Source organism: Chromobacterium amazonense (assembly GCF_001855565.1).
In the GTDB taxonomy this organism is placed as follows: domain Bacteria; phylum Pseudomonadota; class Gammaproteobacteria; order Burkholderiales; family Chromobacteriaceae; genus Chromobacterium; species Chromobacterium amazonense.
Window position 1 is genome coordinate 116,741 of the sequence record NZ_MKCR01000032.1, and the last position, 25,396, is coordinate 142,136.

Consider the following 25,396-nt stretch of genomic DNA (forward strand, 5'->3'; position numbering starts at 1 on the left):
CCGTCTTGCTGGGCGGCAAGCTTACCAGCGGCCGCCCAGGGCGGCGATCAGCGCGACGCTGCCGGTGTACTGGCGGTTGATCACGGTCCACAGATTGTTCTCGGCGGCGATGCGGGCATTTTGCGCCGACAGCACATTCAGATACGCCACCGTGCCGGCCTGGTATTGGTTCTGAGCGATGGTTTCCGCCCGCTTGGCCGCGGCGACCGCCGCGCGCTGCATGTCGGCTTCTTCCTTAAGCAGACTCTGCGCCGATAGATTGTCTTCCACGCCTTGCAGCGCCGCCAGCACGGTTTGGCGGTAGTTGGCCACGCTGGCATCGTAGCCGGCGATGGCCTGATCGGTCTGGGCGCGGCGCAGGCCGGCGTCGAACAACGTCAGCGCCAGCGACGGGCCGACTGACCAGATGCGGTTGGGCAGCGTCACCCAATCGGCGAAGGTGGAGCCGCGGTAGCCGCCGCTGGCGCCCAGCGTCAGCGTCGGGAAGAAGGCGGCTTTGGCGACGCCGATCTGCGCGTTGGCGGCGGCCATATTGCGTTCGGCGGCGGCGATGTCGGGGCGGCGCTCCAGCAGCGTCGAGGGCAAGCCGGCTGGAATCTGCGGCAGATGCGGCTGCTGGCTGGCCGGCGGCAGCGCGAAGCTGGCCGGCGCCAGGCCCAACTGGGCGGCGATGGCGTGCTCCAGCTGGGCGCGCGTCAGCCGCTTGTCCACTACCGCGGCCTGAGCGGTTTTCCACTGGCTTTCGGCCGATGCCACGGCGTCGTCGCCGACGATGCCGGCCGCGTACTGGTTCCGCGTCAGCTGCAGGGTGTCGCCCAGCAGTTTTTCGCTCTGGCGCAGATTGGCCAACTGCATGTCCGCTACCACCAGCTGCAAATAAGCGGTGGCGAGCAGGGTTTGGCTGCTGAGCCGGATGGCGGCCAATTGCGCTTCCGATGCCTGCTGCTTGGCTTTGCCGGCCTCCACTTCGCGGCGAACGGCGCCCCACAGGTCTACTTCCCAGCTGGCGGACAGCCCCAGGTTGTATCCGTTTGTCGCGCCGGCGCCGGGCGCGGCCACGCCATGGCTTTTTGAGGCGTTGGCCGACAGCGAGGGGAACAGCCCGGCTTGGGCCTGCCGCAGCGCCGCCTGCGCCTCGCGGTATTGCGCCTCGGCCTGGGCGATGGTCGGGCTTTGCCGGTTCAGCGTGTCCATCAGCTGGCTCAGCGTGGCGTCCTGGAATACGGCCCACCAGTCGCCGCGCGGCATGGCGTCCTGCGGCTCGGCGGTTTTCCAACGGCCGTCTTCCTTGAAGCTGGCGGGGATATCCACTTTCGGTTTGGCATAGTCGGGGCCGACGGCGCAGCCGGCCAGCGCCAGGGCGGCCATGGCGGCGATCAGGCCGCATTTCAGTGGTTTTCTTGTTTTATGCATCGCAATCATTCCTCTTGGCCATCGGCCAGCGCGTGTCCATGCCTGCCGCGCCACGTCAGGCACCATAGGCGGAAGCGGTCCAGATACAGGTAGACAATCGGTGTGGTGTACAGCGTCAAGAGCTGGCTGAGCAGCAGGCCCCCGACGATGGAAATGCCCAGCGGCGTGCGCAGCTCGGCGCCGTCGCCGCGGCCCAGCGCCAGCGGCAAGGCGCCGAACAGCGCGGCCATGGTGGTCATCATGATGGGGCGGAAGCGCAGCAGGCAGGCCTGCAGAATGGCGGCTTCCGGCGTCAGCTTCTGTTCGCGCTCAGCGGTCAGCGCGAAGTCGATCATCATGATCGCGTTCTTCTTCACAATGCCTATCAGCAGCAGGATGCCGATCAGCGCGATGATGTTGAACTCGCCGCCGGTGGCCATCAGCGCCAACAGCGCGCCCACGCCGGCCGAGGGCAGGGTGGAGAGAATGGTGATCGGATGCACCACGCTCTCGTACAGCATGCCCAGCACGATGTACACCGCCACCAGCGCCGCCAGGATCAAATAGGGCTGGCTGTCCAGCGAGGCCTGGAAGGACTTGGCCGTGCCCTGGAAGCTGGCGCGGATGCTGCTGGGCAAGCCGATATCGGCGATGGCGGCGTCGATCGCCTGCGTGGCGTCGGACAGCGACTTGCCCGGCGGCAGGTTGAAGGAGATGGTGGTGGCGGCAAACTGGCTCTGGTGGTTGACCGACAGCGAGGTATTGGTCGGTTTCCAGCTGGCGATGGCCGACAGCGGCGTCGGCTGGCCGCCCGGCGTTTGCAGATAGATGTCGCGCAGGCCTTCCGGACTCTGCCAGTATTGCGGCGCCACCTCCAGCACCACATGGTATTGGTTCAAGGCGTTGTAGATGGTGGAGACCTGGCGTTGGCCGAAGGCGTCGTTCAGGACCGAATCCACCTGGGCCTGGGTCAAGCCCAGCCGCGCCATCGCCGCGCGATTGAAGGTCAGCGAGGTTTGCAGGCCCTTCACTTCCTGATCGTTGTTGAGGTCGGCCAGGAACGGAATCTTGCTCATCGCCTGTTGCACCTTGGGCGTCCACTCGCGCAGCTCGGCGAGGTCGTCGCCCTGCAAGGTGTACTGGTACTGCGCATTGCTGGAGCGGCCGCCGATGCGGATATCCTGCACCGACTGCAGGAACAGCTGGGCGCCGGGCTCGTTGGAGAGTTTCTTGCGCAGCCGGGCGATCACCTGGTCGGCGCTTTCCTTGCGTTCCGCAAGCGGTTTGAGGCTGACGAACATATTGGCGCCGTTGCGCTGCCCGCCGCCGGTGAAGCCCACTACCTTGTCCACCGCCGGATCGGCCCCCACCACGTCGATGAAGCGCTGCAGTTTGTGCTGCATGGCCTGGAAGGAGATGCTCTGGTCCGCGCGTATCATGCCAGTGAGGCGGCCGGTATCCTGCTGCGGGAAAAAGCCTTTGGCGATGACGGTGTACAGGAACACGTTCAAGGCGATGGTGGCGCCCAGCATCACCATCATCAGGCGGCTGTGGCGCAAGGCCCAGCTGAGCGAGCGGCGGTAGCCCTCCAGCATGGCGTCGAACGCGCGCTCGCTCCATTGGAACAATTTGCCAGGCGTTTTATGCGCGTCGTGCGCTTTCAGCCAGCGCGCGCACAGCATGGGCGTGGTGGTCAGCGATACCACCAGCGAAACCAGGATGGCGACGGACAGGGTGACGGCGAACTCGCGGAACAGGCGGCCGATGATGCCGCCCATCAGCAGGATGGGGATGAACACCGCGATCAGCGAGATGCTCATCGACAGCACGGTGAAGCCCACCTCGCGCGCGCCCTGCAGCGCGGCCTGGAACGGTTTCATGCCGTTTTCTATGTGGCGTGAGATGTTCTCCAGCACCACGATGGTGTCGTCGACCACGAAGCCGGTGGCGATGGTCAGCGCCATCAGGCTCAGGTTGTTCAAGGAGAAGCCGGCCAGATACATCACGGCGAAGGTGCCCACCAGCGACACCGGCACGGTGATGGCCGGGATGGCGGTGGCGCGGCCGCTGCGCAGGAACAGGAACACCACCATGATGACCAGGCCGATGGAAATCACCAGCGAGCGTTCCACTTCGGACAGCGAGGCGCGGATGGTCGGCGTGCGATCCATCACCTGATTGATCTTGATCGCCGGCGAAATAGACGCCTGCAGCTGCGGCAGCAGCGCCTTCACCCGATCGACGGTTTCGATGATGTTGGCGCCGGGCTGGCGGAACAGGATCAGCATCACCGCCGGTTGCTTGCCCAGCATGCCGGCGTTGCGCAGGTCCACCACCGAATCCTTGACCTCGGCCACGTCCGAGATGCGCACCGCGCTGCCGTTTTTGTAGCTGACGATCAGCGGCAGGTAGTCGCTGGCCTTGCCGGCCTGGTCGTTGGCCTGAACCTGCCAGTGGCGGTCTTCGTTTTCCAGGAAACCTTTTGGCCGGTTGGCGTTGGTGCTGGTGATGGCGGCGCGCACCGTTTCCATGCCGATGCCGTAGTGGTTCAGCTGGGCCGGGTTCATTTCCACCCGCACCGCCGGCTGGGCGCCTCCGCCGATGATGACATTGCCGATGCCGTCCACCTGGGACAGTTTCTGCCCCAGGATGGAGTCGGCGGCGTCATACATCTGGCCGCGGGTCATGCTGTCCGAGGTCAGCGCCATGATCATGATGGGCGCGTCGGCCGGGTTCACCTTGCGATAGGTGGGGTTGGACGGCATGCCGGTGGGCAATAGCGAGCGGGCGGCGTTGATGGCCGCCTGCACGTCGCGCGCCGCGCCGTTGATGTCGCGATCCAGATCAAACTGCAGCGTGATGTTGGTGGAGCCGAGCGAGCTGGTGGACGTCATCTCGGTGATGCCGGCGATGCGGCCCAGCGCGCGCTCCAGCGGCGTGGCTACGGTGGCGGCCATGGTTTCCGGGCTGGCGCCGGGCAGCTTGGCCGATACCGATATGGTGGGGAAGTCCACCTGCGGCAACGGCGACACCGGCAGCAGCTTGAACGCGATCAGGCCGGCCAGCAGGATGGCCAGCGTCAGCAGCGTGGTAGCCGCCGGGCGGCGGATGAAGGGCGCCGACGGGATCATGCTTCAGCCTCTTCGCTCAGTTCCGGCTTGGTTTGGCGGCCGAAGCGGCGCGCCAGGCGGTCGAAGGCCAGGTAGATCACCGGGGTGGTGAACAGCGTCAGCACCTGGCTGACCATCAGGCCGCCCACCATGGTGATGCCCAGCGGCTCGCGCAGCTCGGAGCCCATGCCGCCGCCGACCATCAGCGGCAGCGCGCCCAACAGCGCCGACATGGTGGTCATCAGAATGGGGCGGAAACGCAGCAGGCAGGCCTGGTAGATGGCCTCGCGCGGGCTCATGCCTTGTTCGCGTTCGGCCTCCAGCGCGAAGTCTATCATCATGATCGCGTTTTTCTTGACGATGCCGATCAAGAGAATGATGCCGATGATGGCGATCACCGACAGGTCGGTGCCGGTGACCATCAGCGCCAGCAGCGCGCCGATGCCGGCGGACGGCAGGGTGGAGAGAATCGTGATGGGGTGAATATAGCTCTCATACAGCACGCCCAGCACGATGTACATGGTGACGATGGCGGCCAGGATCAGCCACAGCGTGTTGGACAGCGACGCCTGGAAGGCCATGGCCGCGCCCTGGAACTTGGTGTCCATGCTGGCCGGCAGGCCTAGCTCGGACTCGGCCTTGCGGATGCCGTCCACCGCCTCTCCCAGCGACGCGCCCGGCTTCAAATTGAAGGAGATGGTGGCGGTCGGAAACTGGCCCAGATGATTGATCGCCAGCGAAGTGGGGCGCTCCTCGATGGTGGCCACGGTGTCCAGCGGCTCCGGCCCGCCGCTGGCGGTGGGCACATAGATGCCCTTCAGCGACAGCAGGTCGCGTTGATGCGCGGGGTCCACCTCCAGCACCACGCGGTATTGGTTGGTCTGGGTGAAGATGGTGGAGATCAGCCGCTGGCCAAAGGCGTCGTACAGCGCGTTGTCGATCGCGGCGGTGGTGACACCGAGTCGGGAGGCCACGTCGCGGTTGATGTTGACGTAGGCCTGCAGGCCCTTGTCCTGCAGGTCGCTGGCCACATCGGCCAATGCCGGTTCCTGCTGCAGGCGGCGCACCAGCTTGGGCACCCAGGTCGACAGATCGTCCTGGCTGGTGGCCTGCAGCGTGAACTGGTATTGGGTGCGGCTGACGCGGGCGTCTATGGTCAGGTCCTGCACCGGCTGCAGATACAGCGACATGCCGGGCACGTCGGCGGCGCGCTGTTGCAGGCGCGCCAGCACGGTGCGGATATTGTCGCGCTGGTCTTTGGGTTTCAGGTTGATCAGCAGGCGGCCGCTGTTCAGCGTGGCATTGGTGCCGTCCACGCCGATGAAGGACGACAGGCTGTCCACCGCCGGGTCTTTCAGCAGCGCGTCGGCAAGCGCTTCCTGGCGTTCGGCCATGGCGCTGAAAGAGATGGATTGCGAGGCTTCGCTGATGCCCTGGATGGCGCTGGTGTCCTGCAGCGGGAAGAAGCCCTTGGGCACGGCCACGTAAAGCGCGGCTGTCAGCGCCAGGGTGCCGACCGCCACCAGCAGCGTGGTTTTCTGTCGGTCCAGCACCCAGTTCAGCGCCACGCCGTAACGGGCGATGATGCGGTCGAAGAACTGCCCGCTGGCATGGTAGAAGCGGCCTTGCTTGTCTTCCGGCACGTGCTTGAGCAGCCGCGCGCACATCATCGGGGTCAGCGTCAGCGAGATGAAGGCGGAAATCAGGATGGACACCGCCAGGGTGATGGCGAATTCGCGGAACAGCCTGCCTACCACGTCGCCCATGAACAGCAAGGGGATCAGCACCGCGATCAGCGAAATGGTCAGCGAGATGATGGTGAAGCCGATCTGCTTGGAGCCTTTCAGCGCCGCCGCCATCGGCTTCTCGCCTTCCTCGATGTAGCGGGCGATGTTTTCGATCATCACGATGGCGTCGTCGACGACGAAGCCGGTGGCGATGGTCAGCGCCATCAACGTCAGATTGTTGATGGAGAAGCCAGTCAAATACATCACGCCGAAAGTGCCTACCAGCGACAGCGGCACCGCCACGGCGGGGATGATGGTGGCCGGAATATTGCGCAGGAAGACGAAGATCACCATCACCACCAGCGCGATGGCCAGCATCAGCTCGAACTCCACGTCCTCCACCGAGGCGCGGATGGTCACCGTGCGGTCGCTCAGCACGTGGACGTCCACCGCGCCGGGCAGCGTGCCTTGCAGCTGCGGCAGCAGGGCTTTGATGCGGTCCGTCACCTGGATCACGTTGGCGCCGGGCTGGCGCTGCACGTTGAGGATGATGGCCGGCGTGGTGCCGGACCAGGCGGCCAGGCGCACGTTTTCCGCCGAATCCACCACCTTGGCCACATCCTTGAGGAATACCGGCGCGCCGTTCTGGTAGGCGATGATGACGTTTCTGTATTCCTCGGCGGATTGCAGCTGGTCGTTGCCGTCCACGGTGGACGCCTGCAGCGGGCCGTCGAAACTGCCCTTGGCCTGGTTGACGTTGGCGCTGCCGATGGCGGTGCGGATGTCTTCCAGCGTCAGGCCGCGCGCCGCCAGCGCCTTGGGATTGCTCTGGATGCGCACAGCCGGGCGCTGGCCGCCGCTGATGCTGACCAGGCCGACGCCGGGCACCTGCGACAGCTTCTGCGCCAGCCGCGTGTCCACCAGGTCTTCCAGCTTGGTCAGCGGCAGGGTGGGGGAGCTGACGGCGATGGTCAGGATGGGCGTATCGGCTGGGTTGACCTTGTTATAAATGGGCGGGCTGGGCAGGTCCGACGGCAGCAGGTTGCTGGCGGCGTTGATGGCGGCCTGGACCTCCTGTTCGGCGACATCCAGCGTCAGGTCCAGGCTGAATTGCAGCGTGATGACAGAGGCGCCGCCGGAGCTGGACGAGGACATTTGCGACAGGCCCGGCATTTGGCCGAACTGGCGCTCCAGCGGCGCCGTGACCGACGAGGTCATCACGTCGGGGCTGGCGCCGGGATACAGCGTCACCACCTGGATGGTGGGGTAGTCCACCTCGGGCAGGGCCGAAACCGGCAGCATGCGCCAGGACACCAGGCCAGTCAGCAGGATGGCCACCATCAACAAGGTGGTGGCCACCGGCCGCAGAATAAACGGACGGGACGGATTCATGCCTTTTCCTTCCGTTTAGTTGGCGGCGGAGGCTGGGCGCTTGGCCTGCGGGCCGGCGCTGTGCTTTTTATGCCCCTTGCCCGCGTTGGCGGCGGCGGAGGCGGCTTCGCGCGCTTGCGCGGCGCGATCCACGACCTTGACCTGAGCGCCGTCGCGCAGCTTGTCTACGCCGTCTATGACTACGCGTTGGCCCGGCTTCAAGCCGTCCTCGATGATGGTGTTGTCGCCGGAGGCCGGGCCGGTCTTGACCTTGGATAGGCTGACGGTGGAGTCGTCGCCCACGGTGTAAACGTAATTGCCTACTTTGCCCAATTGCACCGCCACCGTCGGCACCACGATGGCGTCTTTGCGCACACCCAGTTCAAGATTGACGTTGACGAACTGGTTAGGGAACAGCTGCTGCTGTTCATTGGCGAATTTGGCCTTGATATTGATGGTGCCGGTGCCGGTGTTCAGCTGGTTGTCCAGCGCCAGCAGCGTGCCGTCGGCGAGCTTGTGCTTGTTGTCGCGGTCCCAGGCCTCAACCTTCAGCGTCTTGTTGTCCCTGGCGGCCTGTAGCACAGAGGCCAGGTTGGCTTCCGGAATGGCGAACACCACGTTGATGGGCTGGGTCTGGGTGATGGTGACCAGGCCGTTGGCGTCGCTGGCGTGGACGATATTGCCCGGGTCCACCTGGCGCAAGCCGACGCGGCCGCTGACCGGCGCGGTGATGCGTGCGTAGTCGACATTCAGCTTGGCTACGGCTACGGCGCCTTGGTCCACCTTGACCGTGCCTTCGTATTGATGCACCAGGGCCTGTTGGGTATCGACCTGCTGTTTGGAAATGGAATTCTGTCCCGACAGCTGCTGGTAGCGCGCTAGGTCTATCCTGGCGTTGGCCAGCAGGGCCTGGTCGCGTTGCAGCTGGCCTTCCGCCTGGGTCAGCGTGGCCTGGTAGGGACGGGAATCGAGTTCGGCCAGCAACTGCCCTTGCTTGACCATCTGGCCTTCGGTGAAGTGCACCTTGTCCAGCTGGCCGTCGACGCGGCTGCGCACGGTGACGGTATAGGTGGAGTTGACTGTGCCCAGCGCGTTCAAGCGCAGCGGAGCATCCATGGTTCTGACTTCGGCCACGCCTACGGCCACCGGCGCCGCTCCCTTGTTCCTGGCTGCCGCCTCCATGGCGTTCTGGCTATGTTGGTGCCACCACCAGCCGCCGCCCAGGACGGCGATGACGGCGATGATGAGCGGCAGGCGGCGGGATTTGACGGGCGTGGGGCTTGACATGCAGGTGCTCCGGAATGGCGTATCATTTGTTATTGATCGTGCATAGCATGACAGTTTTTCATGCGTTTTGCTGCATAACTGGCGCATAAAGCGGCAGACTATGCCAATAAAAACCGTGCTAAATCGTGCCTGCATAATATGAGCGTGGTTTGAGCGCGGGCGCGCTTTGTGTTTGAATTTGTTAAATTAAAGCAATTGTTTGCTTTCTTTTTGTGGCGGCTTGTCTCAAGTGGAGCCGGGAAACGCTTTTGCGTCATGGGCTTGCGCGGGGCGCCGTGCCGTGACGCCTGGATTGTGATTTTTACCGATTGTTTGCGTATGGGATGAAATGTTTACGCGAAATTTATCCGCCACGGTCTAGCATGCGCTTTCCACCGTGCCCGCGGCGCGGCAGGGACAGGTAGCGATAAGGAGATGATGATGCAGGCAGGTGTGCGCAACGGGGCTATCGCGGCTTCCGATCGAAAACGACAGCCGGCGGCGGCGATGCTGGCGCTGGCCGCGCTGGGCGTGGTGTTTGGCGATTTGGGCACCAGTCCGCTTTACGCCTTGCAGGAGGCGTTCAACGGCGATCACGGCGTGCGGCCGACGCCGGACAATGTGGTGGGCGTGGTGTCGCTGTTCTTGTGGTCCTTGATTCTGATGGTCAGCATCAAGTACGTGCTGGTGCTGATGCGGGCAGACAATAAAGGAGAGGGCGGCATTCTGGCGCTGCTGGCGCAGATCGCCGGCGACAAGGCCGAGACGGCCGGCCGTTCCACTTGTTTCTGGGTCTTGCTCGGCTTGGCCGGCGCGGCCATGTTGTATGGCGATGGCGTGATCACGCCGGCAGTTTCCGTGCTGAGCGCGATGGAAGGCTTACAGGTGGCCACGCCCGCGCTGGCGGCCTATGTGGTGCCGGCCACCATAGCGATTCTGGTGCTGCTGTTCATGGTGCAGCCATTCGGCTCCGGCCGGGTGGGCGTGGTGTTCGGCCCCATTCTGGCCGCCTGGTTCGTAGCGATCGCCGCGCTCGGCATCGCCCAGTTGTGGCAGAACCCGGCCATTCTGCAAGCGATCAACCCCTTGCACGGCATCAGCTATTTTCAGCGCAACGGCTTTGCCGGCTTTGTTTCGCTGGGCGCGGTGGTGTTGTGTCTGACCGGCGCCGAGGCGCTGTACGCCGATATGGGGCACTTCGGCGCGCGGCCTATCCGCCTGGCCTGGTATGGCCTGGCGCTGCCTGCGCTGCTGTTGAGCTATCTGGGGCAGGGCGCGCTGCTGCTGGCCCATCCCCAACTATCAGGCCGGCCGTTCTATTCGATGGTGCCGGAGTGGGGCCTGTATCCGATGGTGGCGCTGGCGACCTTGGCCACCATCGTCGCGTCGCAGGCGCTGATCACGGCGGTATTCTCTCTCACCCATCAATCGGTGCAGCTCGGTTTCTTCCCGCGGGTGCTGGTGCTGCATACCTCGCGCAGCCACAAGGGCCAGATTTATCTGCCGCTGCTGAACTGGCTGCTGATGCTGGCAACCGTGGCGGTGGTGCTGGGTTTCCGCCAGTCGGACAAGCTCGCCGCCGCCTTCGGCCTGGCCGTCTCCACCACCATGGCCATCACCACCATCTTGTTTGCCGTGTTGGCGCGCGGCCGTTGGCATTGGCCGTGGTGGGCGGTGATCGTGGTGGCCGGCAGCCTGTTCGCGGTCGATGTGGCTTTCGTGCTCGCCAACGCGCTGAAGTTCATGGATGGCGGCTGGCTGCCGCTGACATTGGGCCTGTTCATGTTCATGTTGATGGGCTGCTGGTTTGGCGGCCGCCGGCTGCAGGTGAGGGAAGGGCAGGACAGGCAGCTGCCAATCGAGGCGCTGCTGTCCAGTTTGCAGATGAACCCGGTGGCGCGCATTCCGGGCGTCGGCGTGTTTTTGTCGGAGAACGCGGACGGCACGCCGCTGGTGATGCTGCACCACCTGAAGCACAACCAGGTATTGCATGAGACCGTATTGCTGCTGACCCTGCAGATGCAGGACGTGCCGCGTGTGAAAGGCGAGCGCGTGGCGGTGCGGCGGCTGGGCGAGGGCGTGGCGCGCGTGGTGGCGCGCTACGGCTATATGGAAGAGCCCGATGTGCCGGAGGTGATGGCGCATGCGTCCGCCTTGTTGAATCTGCCGGCGCTGGAGCCGCTTTGCACCACTTATTATCTTGGGCGGCAGACGCTGGTTCCCGCTGCGGGCAGCAGCCGCTTCAAGCGCTGGCTGATCGGCGTGTTCGGTGTTCTGCGGCAGAACGCGCGCAGCGCCACGCTGTATTTCCGTTTGCCGCCAAACAGGGTGGTGGAGTTGGGCGCCCGGATTGAGCTGTAATGCAACACTTTGCGGGATAAGACAATGAGGCCGGGCTGCGCCCGGCTTTTTCTTGCCTGTCGGGCGGTGCGGGCGCATTGATATTTCTCATTCGAACATGACATTTTCGTTTTTTGCTGAAAATGGCGGATTCAGGCTAGTCAATGCCCGCGATCGATGTCATTCTTTGCCGCTTTATTAGTCGACCCTTAAGATCAGGGGCCGTCCGGCGCGAGCCGCGCGGAGAGAAATACGCAGAGAGAGTTGGATATGGACAAGAAACAAGACGCCCAGGAGCTGCGCCGTTCGCTGCAGGCGCGCCACCTGTCGATGATCGCGATCGGCGGCTCCATCGGCACCGGCCTGTTCCTGGCTTCCGGCGCCACCATTTCGGGCGCCGGCGCAGGCGGCGCGCTGCTGGCCTATGCCTTGGTGGGCCTGATGGTGTACTTCCTGATGACCAGTCTGGGCGAAATGGCCGCCTTCATGCCGGTGTCCGGCTCGTTCCAGGTTTACGGCTCGCGCTTCGTCGATCCGGCCTTCGGCTTCGCCCAGGGCTGGAACTATTGGTATAACTGGGCGATCACCATCGCGGTGGAGCTGGCCGCGGCCGCCATCATTATGAATTACTGGTTCCCCGGCGTGCCGGGCGTGCTGTGGAGCGGCGGCTTCCTGGCCATCATCTTCGTGCTGAACTACTTCTCGGTGAAGGGTTTCGGCGAGGCCGAGTTCTGGTGCTCGATGCTGAAAGTGGCCACCATCATCGCCTTCATCGTCATCGGCTTTCTGATGATTCTGGGCATCATGACCGAACCCGATCCGCACCGCATCGCGCCGGGGCTGGCCGTGATGACGCAGGGCGACGGCGCCTTCATCGGCGGCCTGGCGGCCTTCGTCGGCGTGGCCATGGTGGTGGGCTTCTCGTTCCAGGGCACCGAACTGATCGGCGTGGCCGCCGGCGAGTCCGCCAATCCGGGGCGAACCATTCCGCGCGCCGTGCGCCAGATCTTCTGGCGCATCCTGATGTTCTACATGCTGTCCATCCTGATCATCGGCCTGATCCTGCCGCACAACGACCCCTCGCTGCTGAAGAACGACATGAAAGACGTCGGCGCCAGCCCGTTCACCCTGGTGTTCAATCGCGCCGGCTTGGCCTTCGCCGCCAGCCTGATGAACGCGGTGATCCTGTCCGCCATCCTGTCGGCCGGCAACTCCGGCATGTACGCCTCCACCCGCATGCTGTACGCGATGGCCAAGAACGGCATGGCGCCGAAATTGTTCAGCAAGCTGTCCGACAACGGCGTGCCGCGCAACGCGCTGTATGCCACCACCCTGGTAGCCTGCCTGTGCTTCCTGACCTCCTTGTTCGAGAGCAATGCGGTGTATATGTGGTTGCTGAACTCGTCCGGCATGACCGGATTCATTGCTTGGCTGGGCGTCGCGATCAGCCACTACCGCTTCCGTCGCGCCTATGTGAAGCAGGGCTACAGCCTGGACGACCTGCCGTATCAAGCCAAGTGGTTCCCGCTGGGGCCGATGTTCGCCTTCGCCTTGTGTCTGCTGATCATGCTGGGGCAGAACTACACCGCCTTCACCGCGGCCAAGGTCGATTGGTACGGCGTGATCGCCACCTATTTGGGCATTCCCTTGTTCCTGGCTTTGTGGTGGGGCTATCGCGTGATGCACAAGACGACTCTGGTGCCGCTGGAGGAGATCGAGCTGGCCGAAGCGCATCGCAAGGCGCTGGATCAGCGCGGCGAAGGCAAGGGCGGCAAGCTGGCCTCCGCGCAAGCCTGACGACTTGCGGATATTTGACAAAGCCCGCTGGCAAGCGGGCTTTTTTTATGGTTTCATCCGCAATCTCGATACCATTTGAAATATTCCGCGGAGCCGGCCCCGATGCAGTTGCTGTCCATCTTCATGACCAAGTTTCTTTTCGTGATGGCCGCGCTGCTGCCCATCATGAACCCGCCGGGGCTGGTGCCCATTTTCATCTCGATGACGGCGCGCAATACGCCGCAGCAGCGCCGCTACCTGGCGCGCCGGATCGCCCTGTATTGCGCCTTGTTGCTGGTGGGCAGCATGTACGTCGGCGGTTACGTGCTGTCGTTTTTCGGGGTTTCGCTGCCGGTGGTGCAGATGTCCGGCGGCCTGCTGATCACCTTCGCCGCCTGGCGCATGCTGAACGACACGCCGGCGGAATCCAGCCAGACGTCCAGCGAACCTGCGCGTTCTGACAACACGGCTGAGCTGAAGCAACGGGCCTTCTATCCCTTGACCTTCCCCCTGACGGTGGGGCCGGGCTCGATTTCCGTGGCCATCACCATCGGCGCCACGCTCACCGGCAGCGGCAAGGGCATCGTCCGCTACGCCATCGCCCCGCTGGCGGGATCGGCCGCCGTGCTGGCCAGCAGCGTGCTGGTCTACCTGTGCTACGCCCACGCGGACAAGCTGCTGCGCTACCTGGGGCAGACCGGCTCCATCGTCTTCCTGCGGCTGTCCGCCTTCATCTTGCTGTGTCTGGGCGTGCAGATCATGTGGGACGGCTTTGGCGAGCTGGCCAGTCAATGGCTGCAGGATCATGCCGGCCTGTTACATTGACCAGTTGATGCCGCATGGCTGCGCCATGGCCGGCGTTTATTGATTTGAGGCAAAGCGACGGCGGGTAGGGCGGCGCACACTGTGCTCAACATTTCGAGTCCATTCATGGAGACGGACAATGAGCACAAGCGCTTTCTTCATCCCCTCGCTCAATCTGATGGGCGCCGGCTGTCTGCAGCAGGCGGTTGAAACCATGCGCGGCCATGGCTTTCGCCGCGCCTTGATCGTGACGGACCAGGGCTTGGTCAAGGCCGGCCTGGCCGGCAAGGTCGCCCAGATGCTGGGCGAGGCCGATATCGAGCCGGTGATCTTTGACGGCGTGCATCCCAATCCAAGCTGCGCCAACGTCAATGCCGGCCTGTCCCTGCTGAAAGAGAAGAAGTGCGACGTGGTGGTGTCGCTGGGCGGCGGCTCGCCGCACGACTGCGCCAAGGCCATCGCGCTGGTAGCGGTGAACGGCGGCAAGATCCAGGATTACGAGGGCGTGGATCGGTCGGCCAAGCCGCAATTGCCGCTGGTAGCGATCAACACCACCGCCGGCACCGCGTCGGAGATGACCCGCTTCTGCATCATCACCGACGAATCCCGCCACATCAAGATGGCCATCGTCGACAAGCACACCACGCCGATTCTATCGGTCAACGATCCGGAAACCATGGCCGGCATGCCGGCCTCGCTGACCGCCGCCACCGGCATGGACGCGCTGACCCACGCTGTGGAAGCCTATGTGTCCACTATCGCCACTCCCATCACCGACGCCTGCGCCTTGAAGGCGGTGGAACTGATCGCCGGCTTCCTGCGCCGGGCGGTGAAGGACGGCAAGGACATGGAAGCGCGCGAGCAGATGGCTTACGCGCAGTTCCTGGCCGGCATGGCCTTCAACAACGCCTCGCTGGGCTATGTGCACGCGATGGCGCACCAACTGGGCGGGTTCTACGATCTGCCGCACGGCGTGTGCAACGCGGTGCTGCTGCCGCATGTGCAAGTGTTTAACGCCGCCGTCGCAGGCGAGCGGCTGGGCGATGTGGCCCTGGCCTTGGGCGAGAAGACCCGCAGCGCCGAAGCCGCCATCGCCGCGATCAAGCGTCTTGCCGCCGATGTCGGCATCCCGGCCGGCTTGAAAGAGCTGGGCGTGAAAGAAGCCGATATTCCTGTCCTGGCCGACAACGCCTTGAAGGATGCCTGTGGCCTGACCAATCCGCGCAAGGCCAGCCACGAAGAAATCTGCGCGATCTTCCGCGCGGCCATCTAGCCGCGCCGCCCGGCCCTTGCCGGCCGGGTTTCTCCGCGGCCTGAACGTTCCAGGCCGCGGAATCACCGCCCACGGGAGGCTGGCCAGCATGGCCGGCGCCTCGCGGACAAGGAGGGTTATATGAACGCCTCTATACGTCTGGTTTCCATCGGGCAATGCAAAATTCCCCCCGCCAAGGGCTTTCTGCTGTCAAGCAAATGGCCGCGACAGTGGCCGCGCGCGGTCCTCTTGCCAGACCACTGGCTGCGGCGCGTGCTGCCTACGGAAGAACTGGTGGCTTGGATGCATGGCGACAGCGTGCGTTGGCCGACGTTCTGCGACATTTACTGGGCGGATCTGAGCGCCAATCCCGCGCGCTGGCAGGCCTTGCTTGGGGCGATGCGCGAGGGCGAGCTGGTATTGCTGCATGATTGCGGCGACGGCCAGTACACCTCGGTGCGCGCGCTGGAGCAGTTTTTGCGGCGGCAGGACGAAAACGGCATGGCGGCCTGAGCGGCCAAATTTCCTAAGCGGAACAGCCATAGCGCCCGATGGCATTTAGCAAGCGGGCGGTTTTCGGGCAAGATAGGCGTGTAAGCACTGCCGGCGCTAAGCCGGGATGAGAAAGAGAGACGCGCATGTTGGACCCGCAACAAGAGAATCTGCATCCGGAAACGCTGGCGATTCGCTCCGGCCGCACCATTAGCGAATATGGCGAACACAGCCAGGGGCTGTTCCTCACCTCCAGTTTCACCTATGAGTCCGCGGCGCAGGCCGCGGCCATGTTCCTCGGCGAGATCGAGGGCTATACCTATTCCCGCTTCACCAATCCCACCGTCTCCGCCTTCCAGCAACGGCTTGCGCAGATGGAGGGCGGCGAACGCGCCATTGCCACCGCCACCGGCATGGCGGCCATCCAGGCCATCATGATGACGCTGCTGCAGGCGGGCGATCATATGGTTTCCTCGCAAAGCCTGTTTGGCTCCACCACCAATCTGTTCGCCAATCAGCTGGCCAAGTTCGGCGTGACCACGACTTTTGTCGATGCGCGCGATCTGCAAGCCTGGCGCGCCGCGATCCAGCCGAACACCAAGCTGCTGTTCCTGGAGACCCCTTCCAATCCGCTGACCGAAGTGGCCGACGTGGCCGCCGTCGCCGATATCGCCCACGCGCATGATGCCTTGCTGGTGGTGGACAACAGTTTCTGTTCGCCGGCGCTGCAGCAGCCCTTGAGGCTGGGCGCCGATCTGGTGATGCATTCGGCCACCAAATTCATCGACGGCCATGGCCGGGTGATGGGCGGCGCTGTGGTGGGCAGCGACAAGCTGGTCGAGCAGGTCTATTTGCACGTGCGCACCGCAGGACCGTCGCTGTCGCCGTTCAATGCCTGGACGCTGCTGTCCGGGTTGGAGACGCTGCATCTGCGCATGGAAAAACACAGCGCCAACGCGCTGGAGCTGGCGCGTTGGTTGGAGGCGCAGCCCAATGTCGAGCGCGTGTATTATCCCGGCCTGGAGAGTCATCCTCAGTACGAGTTGGCTCGCCGCCAGCAGAAGAGCGGCGGGGCGGTGGTGTCCTTCGTGGTGAAGGGCGGCCGCGAGGCGGCGTGGAAGGTGGTGGACAGCGTGCGGGTGATTTCGCGCACGGCGAATCTGGGCGATGTGAAAAGCACCATCACCCACCCAGCCAGCACCACCCATGCCCGCGTGACGCCCGAGGCGCGCGAGAAGGCCGGCATTGTCGAGGGGCTGTTGCGCGTTAGCGTCGGTCTGGAAAATGTGTTGGACTTGCAGCGGGATTTGGCGCTGGGCCTTGACTAAGCCCTTTTAACGCGTGTTTCATTCAAACGGCAGTCTAAAATCAAGACTGCCGTTTTTTTGTTTGCCCTGAGCGGTGAATGAGCAAGGCGCCCTGCATGCCTTGACATTGATCAAGTTAAAACGTAAGTTTGAAACGCTTGTTCGAAAGCTGAGATGAGCAAGACTAAACCACACAATACAACAAAGGCACTGGAGACCATGGAGGCAAACCGCCCCGACACCGCCACCCGCATTCTGGACGTTGCCGAACGTCTGTTTGTGGAGCATGGATTCGAGGCGACTTCGCTGCGCATGATCACCCAGCAGGCCGAGGTGAATCTGGCCGCGGTGAACTATCACTTCGGCTCCAAGGATGCGTTGTTCGAGTCCGTGTTCATGCGCAGGCTGGCGCCCTTGCTGGAAGACTGCCTGGCGGAACTGGACCTGCTGGAAGCGAAGCCGGGCGAATTGCCGCTGGAACAACTGGTGCTGTCGTTCATTCGGCCGTGCCTGGTGTTGTCCAAGGACCCGTCCCGCGGCGGCGCCATGTTTGTGCGCCTGCTGTCGCGCACGCTGGTGGAAAACCACCGTCTGTTGCGCGAGACCATCTCGCAGCAGTACAGCGTGTTCGTGCAGCGCTACACGGAAGCGTTCCAGCGCGCGCTGCCCCATCTGGAGCCGGAGCAGCTCGCCTGGCGCATGCATCTCGCCTTTAGCGTCATGTTCAATGCCTTTGCCGGCAACGATGTGCTGAAAATCTTCACGCGCAGCCAGATCGTTACCGCCCGGGACCCGGACATGATCGTCAAATACCTGGTGCCGTTTGTGATAGCCGGTTTGGTCGCGCCCATCGAGGGCTGATTCCGCGTCGTTCGCCAAGGATTACAACAGCAAGGCGGCGCGCGGGACCGAGGGGTCAACACGAGGGTAAACACAATGATTGCTGCCGTAATTCTGGTCGCGCTGATCGTCGCGCTGGCCTACTGCGCCGCGCCGGTGCTGGTTTGGACCGTGGGCCTTGCCGCCTGGCTCGCCGCGCTCCAGTTCGTTTTCCATTGCGAGGTTCATGCCGCCGTCTGGGCGGTGTTCGCCGTTGTCGCCGCCGTGCTGAACATCGTGCCGCTGCGCCGCGCGGTGTTCACCGGTCCGGTGTTCGGCGTGTTCAAGAAAATCACGCCGGCGATGTCGCAGACCGAGCAGGAGGCCATCAACGCCGGCACGGTGTGGTGGGATCGCGACCTGTTCTCCGGCAAGCCGGACTACAACCGTCTGCTGTCTTTTCCGGACCCGAAGCTGACGCCTGAAGAGCAGGCGTTCATCGACGGCCCGACCGAACAGTTGTGCGCGATGATAGACGACTGGAAGATCACCCATGAGCTGAAGGATCTGCCGCCGGAAGTGTGGCAGTTCATCAAGGATCACGGCTTCTTGGGCATGATCGTCAAGAAGAAGTACGGCGGCCTGGAATTCTCCAATTATGCCCATGCCAAGGTGGTGACCAAGATCGCCACCCGTGGCGGCACCGCAGCGGTATCGGTGATGGTGCCGAACTCGCTCGGCCCGGGCGAACTGCTGCAGCATTACGGCACGGAAGCGCAGAAGGATTACTATCTGCCGCGTCTGGCCAAGGGCGTGGAAGTGCCGTGCTTCGCGCTGACCAGCCCGTATGCCGGTTCCGACGCCGGCGCCATTCCGGACTTTGGCGTGGTGTGCCGCGGTTCCTACACCCATCCGCGCACCGGCGAGCGTTTCGAGGACGTGCTGGGCGTGCGCGTCAGCTGGGAAAAGCGCTGGATCACGCTGGCCCCGGTCGCCACCATCCTAGGCCTGGCCTTCAAGATGTATGACCCGGATCACCTGCTGGGCGATAAGGAAGAAATCGGCATCACCTGCGCGCTGGTGCCGACCGAGCATGTCGGCGTGGAAATCGGTCGTCGCCATTTCCCGGGCGGCTCGGCCTTCATGAACGGTCCGACCTGGGGCAAGGACGTGTTCATTCCGCTGGAGTGGATCATCGGCGGCCGCGAATACGCCGGCCAAGGCTGGCGCATGCTGGTGGAATGCCTGTCGGTGGGCCGCTGCATCTCGCTGCCGGCCATGTCCGTCGCCTGCGGCAAGCTGACCAGTTACACCACCGGCGCCTATGCCCGCATCCGCGACCAATTCGGCCTGCCCATCGGCAAGTTCGAAGGCGTGGACGAGGCGATGGCCCGCATCGGCGGCTACACCTACCAGATGGAAGCGGCGCAGGACTTGGCCTTGACCGCCCTCGACAACGGCGAGAAGCCGTCGGTGCTGTCGGCCATCCTGAAGTACCACAACACCGAGCGCATGCGCAAAACGCTGAACGACGCGATGGACGTGCATGGCGGCAAAGCCGTGGTGCTGGGGCCGCGCAACTATCTGGCGCGCGGTTATCAGGCCATCCCGATCGGCATCACCGTGGAAGGCGCCAACATCCTGACCCGTTCGATGATCATCTACGGCCAGGGCGCGATCCGCTGCCATCCGTTTGTGCTGCGTGAAATGAAGGCGGCGATGGCCAACGACGGCGCCGAGTTCGACAAGGCGATCACCGGCCATATCAACTTCGTCATCAGCAACTTTGTCCGCTCGCTGTGGCTGGGTCTGACCTGCAGCCGTTTCGCGAAGAGCCCGAAGGGCGGCGTCACTGCGGCGTACTACAAGCGCGTCACCCGTTTCTCCAGCGCCTTCGCGCTGCTGTCCGACATGGCCATGTTCAGCCTGGGCGGCTCGCTGAAGTTCCGCGAGAAGCTGTCGGCCCGCCTGGGCGACATGCTGTCCGGCCTGTACATCGCCACCGCCTCGCTGAAGCGTTTCGAGCGCGACGGCGCGCCGAAGGAAGACATCGCCGTGATGAGCTGGGCGGTGGAGAACGCCTTGTACGATGTGCAAGTGGCGATGGACGGCTTCCTGGCCAACCTGCCTAGCCGCGGCCTGGCCTGGGTGCTGCGCCGCATCATCTTCCCGTGGGGTTTGACGCTGAAGCCGGCGTCCGACCGCACCGGCACCAAGGTGGCGCGCGCCCTGATGGAGCCGGGCGGCACCCGCGACCGCCTGACCCACGGCATGTACGTGCCTAAGGAAGAGACTGATCCGGTCGGCGTGCTGGGCCATGCGCTGAATGCGATTCTGGCCACCGATCCGGTGGAGCAGAAGCTGCGCAAGCTGGCGCGTGATGGCAAGTTCAAGACCATCACCGCGCGCGAGCGCCTGGCCGAGGCCTTGCAAACGGGCCTGATCAATCAGGAGGAGTTCGATGCGGTAACCCGCGCCCGCAAGCTGAAGCGTGATGTGATCATGGTGGACGACTTCGACAAGAAGCTGGAACAGCATGATGACAAATTGCTGCAGCGCCTGATTTTCTAAGCCAGGCAACGTGGTACCATGCGCCGGATACCGCATGTATCCGGCGTTCCGCAAAGCGGCCGCGTCTCATGCGGCCGTTTTGTCGAACGCGACAAAGTGATAAAGGCGGGAGAGTGTGTGATGGAACAGCAAGAAGCCAGGGTGCCGGTGTTGCGGGTAAGGGCCTTGCCCACCAGCACCAATGCCTATGGGCGAGTGCAGGCGGGCTGGCTGATGAGCCAGATCGACTTGGCGGGCAGCCTGGATGCCGAGCGTTTGTCGCGCGGCCCGGTCACCACAGTGGCCGTCAACGCTTTCCAGTTTTCCGCGGCCATCTTGCTGGGCGACGTGGTGGATTTGTATGTGGAGCGGCTGCGCATCGGCCAGAAGTCCATCACGCTGAAAATCTCAGTGGAGGCGCAGCGCATGGATGGCTCGCACGTGCGGATCACCGAGGTGATCGCCACCTATGTCGCCATCGATCGCGACGGCAAATCGCGTCTGCTGGAGGCGGGCTGAGGCAGGAATGTTTCGGTCTTCATCAATTGTTGTGGAAATGTTGCAGTAAAACGAACGTTTGGAATAATAGCTCCACGGTTTGGTTGGATTGCTCTAATTCTCTGGTAGCATCGGTCATGACTCACGACATGAATGAGTCATGATCAATGAAAATATCTACTCAAGAAATACTAGAGAGGGAAGCATGAAGCTCAAGCATCTTAGCCTGTCCGTGATGATCATGGGCACCGCGTTCGGCCTGGCGTCTACACAGGCTGCTGCCTCGGGTTATCAGTTTGGTTCGCAGAGCGTTTCCGGCCAGGGCACCGCCCACGCCAACGGCGCCGAAGCCAACGATCCTTCCACCATCTTCACCAACCCGGCTGGCTTGAGCCGCCTGGAAGGCACGCAAATGGTACTGGGCGCCACGCTGGTGGTGCCGGACTCCAAATACACCGACAACGGCTCTACCAATGTGTTGGGCCAGTCTACCGGCACTGGCAATGGCGGCACTTTCGCGCCCAAGGCCGTGGCTGCGCCGACTTTCTACCTGTCGCACAAGATCAACGACAAGATCACCGCCGGCATCGGCATGTTTGTGCCGTATGGCGCGAAGCTGGACTACGGCTTCGACTGGGCCGGCCGTTACGCCTTGAAGAGCGTCAACCTGCAGTCGTTGAACATCAATCCCTCTATCGCATTCAAGCTGGATGATCATCACTCTTTCGGCTTTGGTGTTTCCGCTCAATATATGGATGCCACGCTGGAGCAAATGGCGGATGCAACTTCCGGTCTGGCTTTGAAAGCGGCAAATGCGGGTGGTATCACGGGTCCCTTTGGACCGGGTGGCGCGACTGTAACCTTGACGAATCCCTCGCAAATTGCCGCTGTTATGCGGGCCGGCGGTGTCGGTGGTGATGGATTGGCTCACGTCGAAGGAAATGACTGGGGCTTTGGCTGGAACATAGGTTATATGTATCAGCTTAATGAGAATACCCGTTTTGGTCTGGCTTATCGTTCCAGCATCAAGCAGTCTTTGCAGGGATCGTCTACTTGGACATTCAATAATGTCCAAGGGAATGTAACCGTTGGTGGTATTACTCTGCCTGCGGCGGTGGCTGCGAAACTTGCTCATCCGAATGCCTCCGCCTCCGTCGACGTGACCACTCCCGAAACCGTCTCCGCCAACTTCTTCCATCAGCTGAACCCGAAGGTGGCGCTGATGGGTGATGTGACCTGGGTGCGCAACTCGCAGCTGCAACAGCTGGACATCAAGCAATCCACGGTGAACGGCGTGGCTCAGGGCGATCTGGTGCTGCATCAGAACTGGAAGGACACCTGGCGCGTGTCGTTCGGTTCCAACTACCAGTTGAACGATGCCTGGATGCTGCGCGGCGGCGTAGCCTGGGAGCAAGCGCCTCTGCAGTCTGATAATGACCGCCATCCGGCTATCCCGGATAGCGACCGTCTGTGGCTGTCGTTCGGCGCCAACTACAAGATCAATAAGCAAAGCTCCATCGATCTGGCCTACAGCTTCATTGATTTCAAGAACGCTAACGTCAACTACACCGACGCTTGCAGCCCGGCGGGTGTAAGCCCGACGACTGGCGCTGCATGTACCGGCAACGGCGGCACCGTCAAGGGTAGCTACAAGACCTATCTGCAGTTGATCGGCGTGCAGTACAACTATCGTTTCTAAGCGGTTAACACCGTTCGGAAATCGGCAACAGGGCAGGCGTCAACGCTTGCCCTGTTGCCGTTTCGGCACAGCTGAAGCCGTTGTTGCGCTTGCTGAGATGTCGCGTGCAGATTTTTTACAAAACCTGCTTTGATTTTGCCCAAAATGGGTTAGACTAATCCCACATAAAAGCGAGTGTTTGATATTTTATCTGCGCTCGCAGATCACCCCCCGGTAGGAGCGCTTTATCCGTGCCGGCGAGGGTGGAAGCGCCAGGAAACATTCTCCGGGTGCGGCCGGAACAATAGCGATTCAGTCCGGCCTTACTATCAAGCAGTACCCGGCGCCGCGCCTGTCACAGTCGGCGCGGATTCTGGGCAAGGACGATTCAACGCCCGTCCTTGGAAGCAAGCAGGACAGGTTGAGAGGGGCCTGTCTCATGTGTGTTTCAACAAATCGAGGAAACCATGTCTCAAACCAAATTCAATGTACGCAAGGTTGCCGTGCTCGGCGCTGGCGTGATGGGGGCGCAGATTGCCGCCCACCTGGTGAACGCCAAAGTCCCGACCATTCTGTTTGACTTGCCGGCCAAGGAAGGCGACAAGAACGGCATCGCGCTGAAGGCCATCGACGGTCTGAAGAAGCTGAAACCCTCTCCGCTGGCTGGCAGCGACGTTGTCGCCCACATCCAGCCGGCTAACTATGATGACCACCTGCATCTGCTGAAGGACTGCGATCTGGTGATCGAGGCCATCGCCGAACGCATGGACTGGAAGGTGGACCTGTACCACAAGGTGGCCCCGCATCTGGGCGAGCACACCATCTTCGCCACCAACACCTCCGGCCTGTCCATCAACAAGCTGGCCGAAGGCTGCCCGGACGCGGTGCGCCCGCGCTTCTGCGGCGTGCACTTTTTCAACCCGCCGCGCTACATGCACCTGGTTGAAATCATTCCCTGCGTGACTTCCGACGCCCACATCCTGGACAACCTGGAGCGCTTCCTGGTGTCCACGCTGGGCAAGGGCGTAGTCCGCGCCAAGGACACCCCGAACTTCGTGGCCAACCGCATCGGCGTGTTCTCCATGCTGGCCACCATCGCCAACGCCGCCAAGTACGGCATCCGCTTCGATGTGGTGGACGACCTGACCGGCCCGCGCCTGGGCCGCCCGAAATCCGCCACTTTCCGCACCGCCGACGTGGTGGGTCTGGACACCTTCGCCCACGTGGTGAAGACCATGCAGGATACCCTGCCGCAAGACCCGTGGCACAGCCTGTTCGTGACGCCTGACTGGATGCAAGGCCTGATCTCCGCCGGCGCGCTGGGTTCCAAGACCAAGGCCGGCATCTACAAGAAAGACGGCAAGCGCATGCTGGTGCTGGACCCGGCCAAGGGCGAGTACGTGGGTTCCGGCGAGAAGGGCGACGACGCGGTCAAGGACATCCTGAAGATCGCCAACCCGGCCGAGAAATTCCAAAAGCTGCGCGAGAGCGAACATCCGCAGGCCCAGTTCCTGTGGGCATGTTTCCGCGACGTGTTCCACTACATCTCCTTCCATCTGGCCGATATCGCCAACTGCGCCCGCGACGTGGACTTCGCCATCCGTTGGGGTTTCGGCTGGTCCGCCGGTCCGTTTGAAACCTGGCAAGCCGCCGGTTGGCAGCAAGTAGCCAAGTGGCTGCAGGAAGACATCGCCGCCGGCAAGTCCCTGGCCAAGGCTGAACTGCCGGCCTGGGTGCTGGAAGGCGACCGCGCCGGCGTGCATTTCGCCGACGGTTCCTACAACGCCGCCGACAAGAAACTGGTAGGCCGCTCCGCGCTGGACGTTTACGCGCGTCAGCTGGCGCCGGCCAAGGTGCTGGGCGAGAAGTCCGAGCAGCTGGGCGAAACCGTGTACGAGAACGAAGGCGTGCGCGCCTTCACCACCGGCGACGAGGTGCTGGTGGTGTCGTTCAAGTCCAAGGCCCACGCCATCGGGCCGGCCGTGCTGGATGGTCTGAACACCGCCATCGACATCGCTGAAGACCGCTTCAAGGGCTTGGTGATCTGGCAAACCGAAGAGCCGTTCTCTGTCGGCGCCGACCTGCAGTCGATGATGCCGGCCTTCATGATGGGCGACTGGGACGCCATCGACGCCATGATCGGCCGCTTCCAGTCCACCGCGCTGCGCCTGCGCTACAGCCAGGTTCCGACTGTGGCCGCCACCCAGGGCTACGTGTTTGGCGGCGGCTGCGAGTTCGCCATGCATTGCGACAAGACCGTGGCCGCGCTGGAATCGTACGTGGGCCTGGTGGAAGTGGGCGTGGGCCTGCTGCCGGGCGGCGGCGGCTGCAAGGAGTTCGCGCTGCGCGCCTCGCAGGAGTCCAAGGGCGATCTGCTGGCCGCGCTGAAGGATTACTTCATGAACATCGCCACCGCCAAGGTCGCCACCAGCGGCATCGAGGCGCAAGAACTGGGCTTCTTCCGCAAGGGCGACGCCGTGGTGTTCAATGCTTACGAGCTCTTGTACGTCGCCAAGCAGCAGGCGTTGTCGCTGGCCGAATCCGGCTACCGCCCGCCGCTGAAGGTGAAGGGCTTCCCGGTGGCTGGCCGTTCCGGCGCGGCGTCGATCAAGGGCCAACTGGTGAACATGCTGGAAGGCAACTTCATCAGCCAGCACGACTTCTTCATCGCTTCGCAGATCGCCGACGTGATGACTGGCGGCGATGTGGAGGCCGGCACCCTGGTCAACGAGCAATGGATTCTGGACCTGGAGCGCAAGGCTTTCATGACCCTGCTGAAGAACTCCAAGACCCAGGACCGCATCGCGAATATGCTGACCACCGGCAAGCCGCTGCGCAACTAAGTGCTTGGGGATGATTCTGCTGCGCGTGCCGATCTCAAAGCTGTGATGCTCGCCGTACCACTTGTACGGCTGCGCGTCTCGCCTTGACCTCGGCCCGCTCGCTGCGAATCCTCCCGCAAGCACGGCCAATAGCCAGATGATAGGTCGGTTGATTTCTACCGCTTGGATCAG

General features: G+C 63.1%; 15 protein-coding genes. 11 read left to right on the forward strand and 4 right to left on the reverse strand.

Annotation, left to right across the window (positions count from 1 at the left end):
- Positions 1-21: 21 nt before the first annotated feature.
- Genes BI343_RS16040 through BI343_RS16055 form a run of 4 tightly spaced genes read right to left on the reverse strand, consistent with a single transcriptional unit; the run spans position 22 to position 8,887 of the window.
- Positions 22-1,413 (reverse strand): efflux transporter outer membrane subunit, encoded by a 1,392-nt coding sequence (locus BI343_RS16040; RefSeq protein ID WP_071110456.1) that lies wholly within the window; start codon positions 1,411-1,413, stop codon positions 22-24.
- Between the two features lie 5 nt (positions 1,414-1,418).
- Complete coding sequence (locus tag BI343_RS16045; RefSeq protein WP_071110457.1) at positions 1,419-4,523, reverse strand: multidrug efflux RND transporter permease subunit; 3,105 nt, start codon at positions 4,521-4,523, stop codon at positions 1,419-1,421.
- Positions 4,520-7,621, reverse strand: coding sequence for an MdtB/MuxB family multidrug efflux RND transporter permease subunit (locus tag BI343_RS16050; RefSeq protein WP_071110458.1), 3,102 nt, complete (start codon positions 7,619-7,621; stop codon positions 4,520-4,522). The genes BI343_RS16045 and BI343_RS16050 overlap by 4 nt, the downstream gene beginning before the upstream one ends.
- Before the next feature lie 15 nt (positions 7,622-7,636).
- Positions 7,637-8,887, reverse strand: a complete 1,251-nt coding sequence (locus BI343_RS16055) for an MdtA/MuxA family multidrug efflux RND transporter periplasmic adaptor subunit (protein WP_071110459.1) — start codon at positions 8,885-8,887, stop codon at positions 7,637-7,639.
- A gap of 420 nt (positions 8,888-9,307) precedes the next feature.
- On the opposite strand from BI343_RS16055, the gene BI343_RS16060 reads away from it, so the two are divergent.
- From BI343_RS16060 to BI343_RS16110, 11 genes are all read left to right on the forward strand, one after another.
- The gene (locus tag BI343_RS16060; protein ID WP_071110460.1) at positions 9,308-11,227 is read left to right on the forward strand and encodes a potassium transporter Kup; all 1,920 of its coding nucleotides are present in this window, start codon (positions 9,308-9,310) and stop codon (positions 11,225-11,227) included.
- 249 nt (positions 11,228-11,476) lie between these two features.
- Entirely contained in the window at positions 11,477-13,003 is a 1,527-nt protein-coding gene (locus tag BI343_RS16065; protein WP_043626164.1) for an amino acid permease, read from the forward strand.
- Positions 13,004-13,105: 102 nt separating this feature from the next.
- Entirely contained in the window at positions 13,106-13,807 is a 702-nt protein-coding gene (locus tag BI343_RS16070) for a MarC family protein (protein WP_043626159.1), read from the forward strand.
- 118 nt (positions 13,808-13,925) lie between these two features.
- Positions 13,926-15,059 carry an L-threonine dehydrogenase gene (yiaY, locus tag BI343_RS16075; protein WP_071110461.1) on the forward strand — a complete coding sequence of 378 codons (1,134 nt, stop codon included), beginning with the start codon at positions 13,926-13,928 and terminating at the stop codon, positions 15,057-15,059.
- Positions 15,060-15,179: 120 nt separating this feature from the next.
- Positions 15,180-15,551, forward strand: coding sequence for a DUF488 domain-containing protein (locus tag BI343_RS16080; protein ID WP_071110462.1), 372 nt, complete (start codon positions 15,180-15,182; stop codon positions 15,549-15,551).
- 125 nt (positions 15,552-15,676) lie between these two features.
- Positions 15,677-16,858 carry an O-succinylhomoserine sulfhydrylase gene (locus BI343_RS16085; RefSeq protein WP_043626152.1) on the forward strand — a complete coding sequence of 394 codons (1,182 nt, stop codon included), beginning with the start codon at positions 15,677-15,679 and terminating at the stop codon, positions 16,856-16,858.
- Between the two features lie 198 nt (positions 16,859-17,056).
- Positions 17,057-17,698 carry a TetR/AcrR family transcriptional regulator gene (locus tag BI343_RS16090; protein ID WP_043626145.1) on the forward strand — a complete coding sequence of 214 codons (642 nt, stop codon included), beginning with the start codon at positions 17,057-17,059 and terminating at the stop codon, positions 17,696-17,698.
- Positions 17,699-17,773: 75 nt separating this feature from the next.
- The gene (locus BI343_RS16095; protein ID WP_071110463.1) at positions 17,774-20,227 is read left to right on the forward strand and encodes an acyl-CoA dehydrogenase; all 2,454 of its coding nucleotides are present in this window, start codon (positions 17,774-17,776) and stop codon (positions 20,225-20,227) included.
- A gap of 120 nt (positions 20,228-20,347) precedes the next feature.
- Positions 20,348-20,725 carry an acyl-CoA thioesterase gene (locus BI343_RS16100; protein ID WP_071110464.1) on the forward strand — a complete coding sequence of 126 codons (378 nt, stop codon included), beginning with the start codon at positions 20,348-20,350 and terminating at the stop codon, positions 20,723-20,725.
- A gap of 184 nt (positions 20,726-20,909) precedes the next feature.
- Positions 20,910-22,403: an OmpP1/FadL family transporter gene (locus BI343_RS16105; RefSeq protein ID WP_071110465.1), complete on the forward strand. Its 1,494-nt coding sequence runs from the start codon at positions 20,910-20,912 to the stop codon at positions 22,401-22,403.
- A gap of 446 nt (positions 22,404-22,849) precedes the next feature.
- Positions 22,850-25,225, forward strand: coding sequence for a 3-hydroxyacyl-CoA dehydrogenase/enoyl-CoA hydratase family protein (locus BI343_RS16110; RefSeq protein WP_071110592.1), 2,376 nt, complete (start codon positions 22,850-22,852; stop codon positions 25,223-25,225).
- Positions 25,226-25,396 lie beyond the last annotated feature (171 nt).

Excerpts from the sequence above, each read along its gene's own strand:
- BI343_RS16110 (WP_071110592.1), top strand. The coding sequence starts at position 22,850 with ATGTCTCAAACCAAATTCAATGTACGCAAGGTTGCCGTGCTCGGCGCT.
- BI343_RS16040 (WP_071110456.1), bottom strand. The coding sequence starts at position 1,413 with ATGCATAAAACAAGAAAACCACTGAAATGCGGCCTGATCGCCGCCATG.
- BI343_RS16065 (WP_043626164.1), top strand. The coding sequence starts at position 11,477 with ATGGACAAGAAACAAGACGCCCAGGAGCTGCGCCGTTCGCTGCAGGCG.
- BI343_RS16105 (WP_071110465.1), top strand. The coding sequence starts at position 20,910 with ATGAAGCTCAAGCATCTTAGCCTGTCCGTGATGATCATGGGCACCGCG.
- BI343_RS16055 (WP_071110459.1), bottom strand. The coding sequence starts at position 8,887 with ATGTCAAGCCCCACGCCCGTCAAATCCCGCCGCCTGCCGCTCATCATC.
- BI343_RS16090 (WP_043626145.1), top strand. The coding sequence starts at position 17,057 with ATGGAGGCAAACCGCCCCGACACCGCCACCCGCATTCTGGACGTTGCC.
- BI343_RS16095 (WP_071110463.1), top strand. The coding sequence starts at position 17,774 with ATGATTGCTGCCGTAATTCTGGTCGCGCTGATCGTCGCGCTGGCCTAC.
- BI343_RS16100 (WP_071110464.1), top strand. The coding sequence starts at position 20,348 with ATGGAACAGCAAGAAGCCAGGGTGCCGGTGTTGCGGGTAAGGGCCTTG.
- BI343_RS16080 (WP_071110462.1), top strand. The coding sequence starts at position 15,180 with ATGAACGCCTCTATACGTCTGGTTTCCATCGGGCAATGCAAAATTCCC.
- BI343_RS16060 (WP_071110460.1), top strand. The coding sequence starts at position 9,308 with ATGCAGGCAGGTGTGCGCAACGGGGCTATCGCGGCTTCCGATCGAAAA.
- BI343_RS16085 (WP_043626152.1), top strand. The coding sequence starts at position 15,677 with ATGTTGGACCCGCAACAAGAGAATCTGCATCCGGAAACGCTGGCGATT.
- BI343_RS16070 (WP_043626159.1), top strand. The coding sequence starts at position 13,106 with ATGCAGTTGCTGTCCATCTTCATGACCAAGTTTCTTTTCGTGATGGCC.
- BI343_RS16045 (WP_071110457.1), bottom strand. The coding sequence starts at position 4,523 with ATGATCCCGTCGGCGCCCTTCATCCGCCGCCCGGCGGCTACCACGCTG.
- yiaY (WP_071110461.1), top strand. The coding sequence starts at position 13,926 with ATGAGCACAAGCGCTTTCTTCATCCCCTCGCTCAATCTGATGGGCGCC.
- BI343_RS16050 (WP_071110458.1), bottom strand. The coding sequence starts at position 7,621 with ATGAATCCGTCCCGTCCGTTTATTCTGCGGCCGGTGGCCACCACCTTG.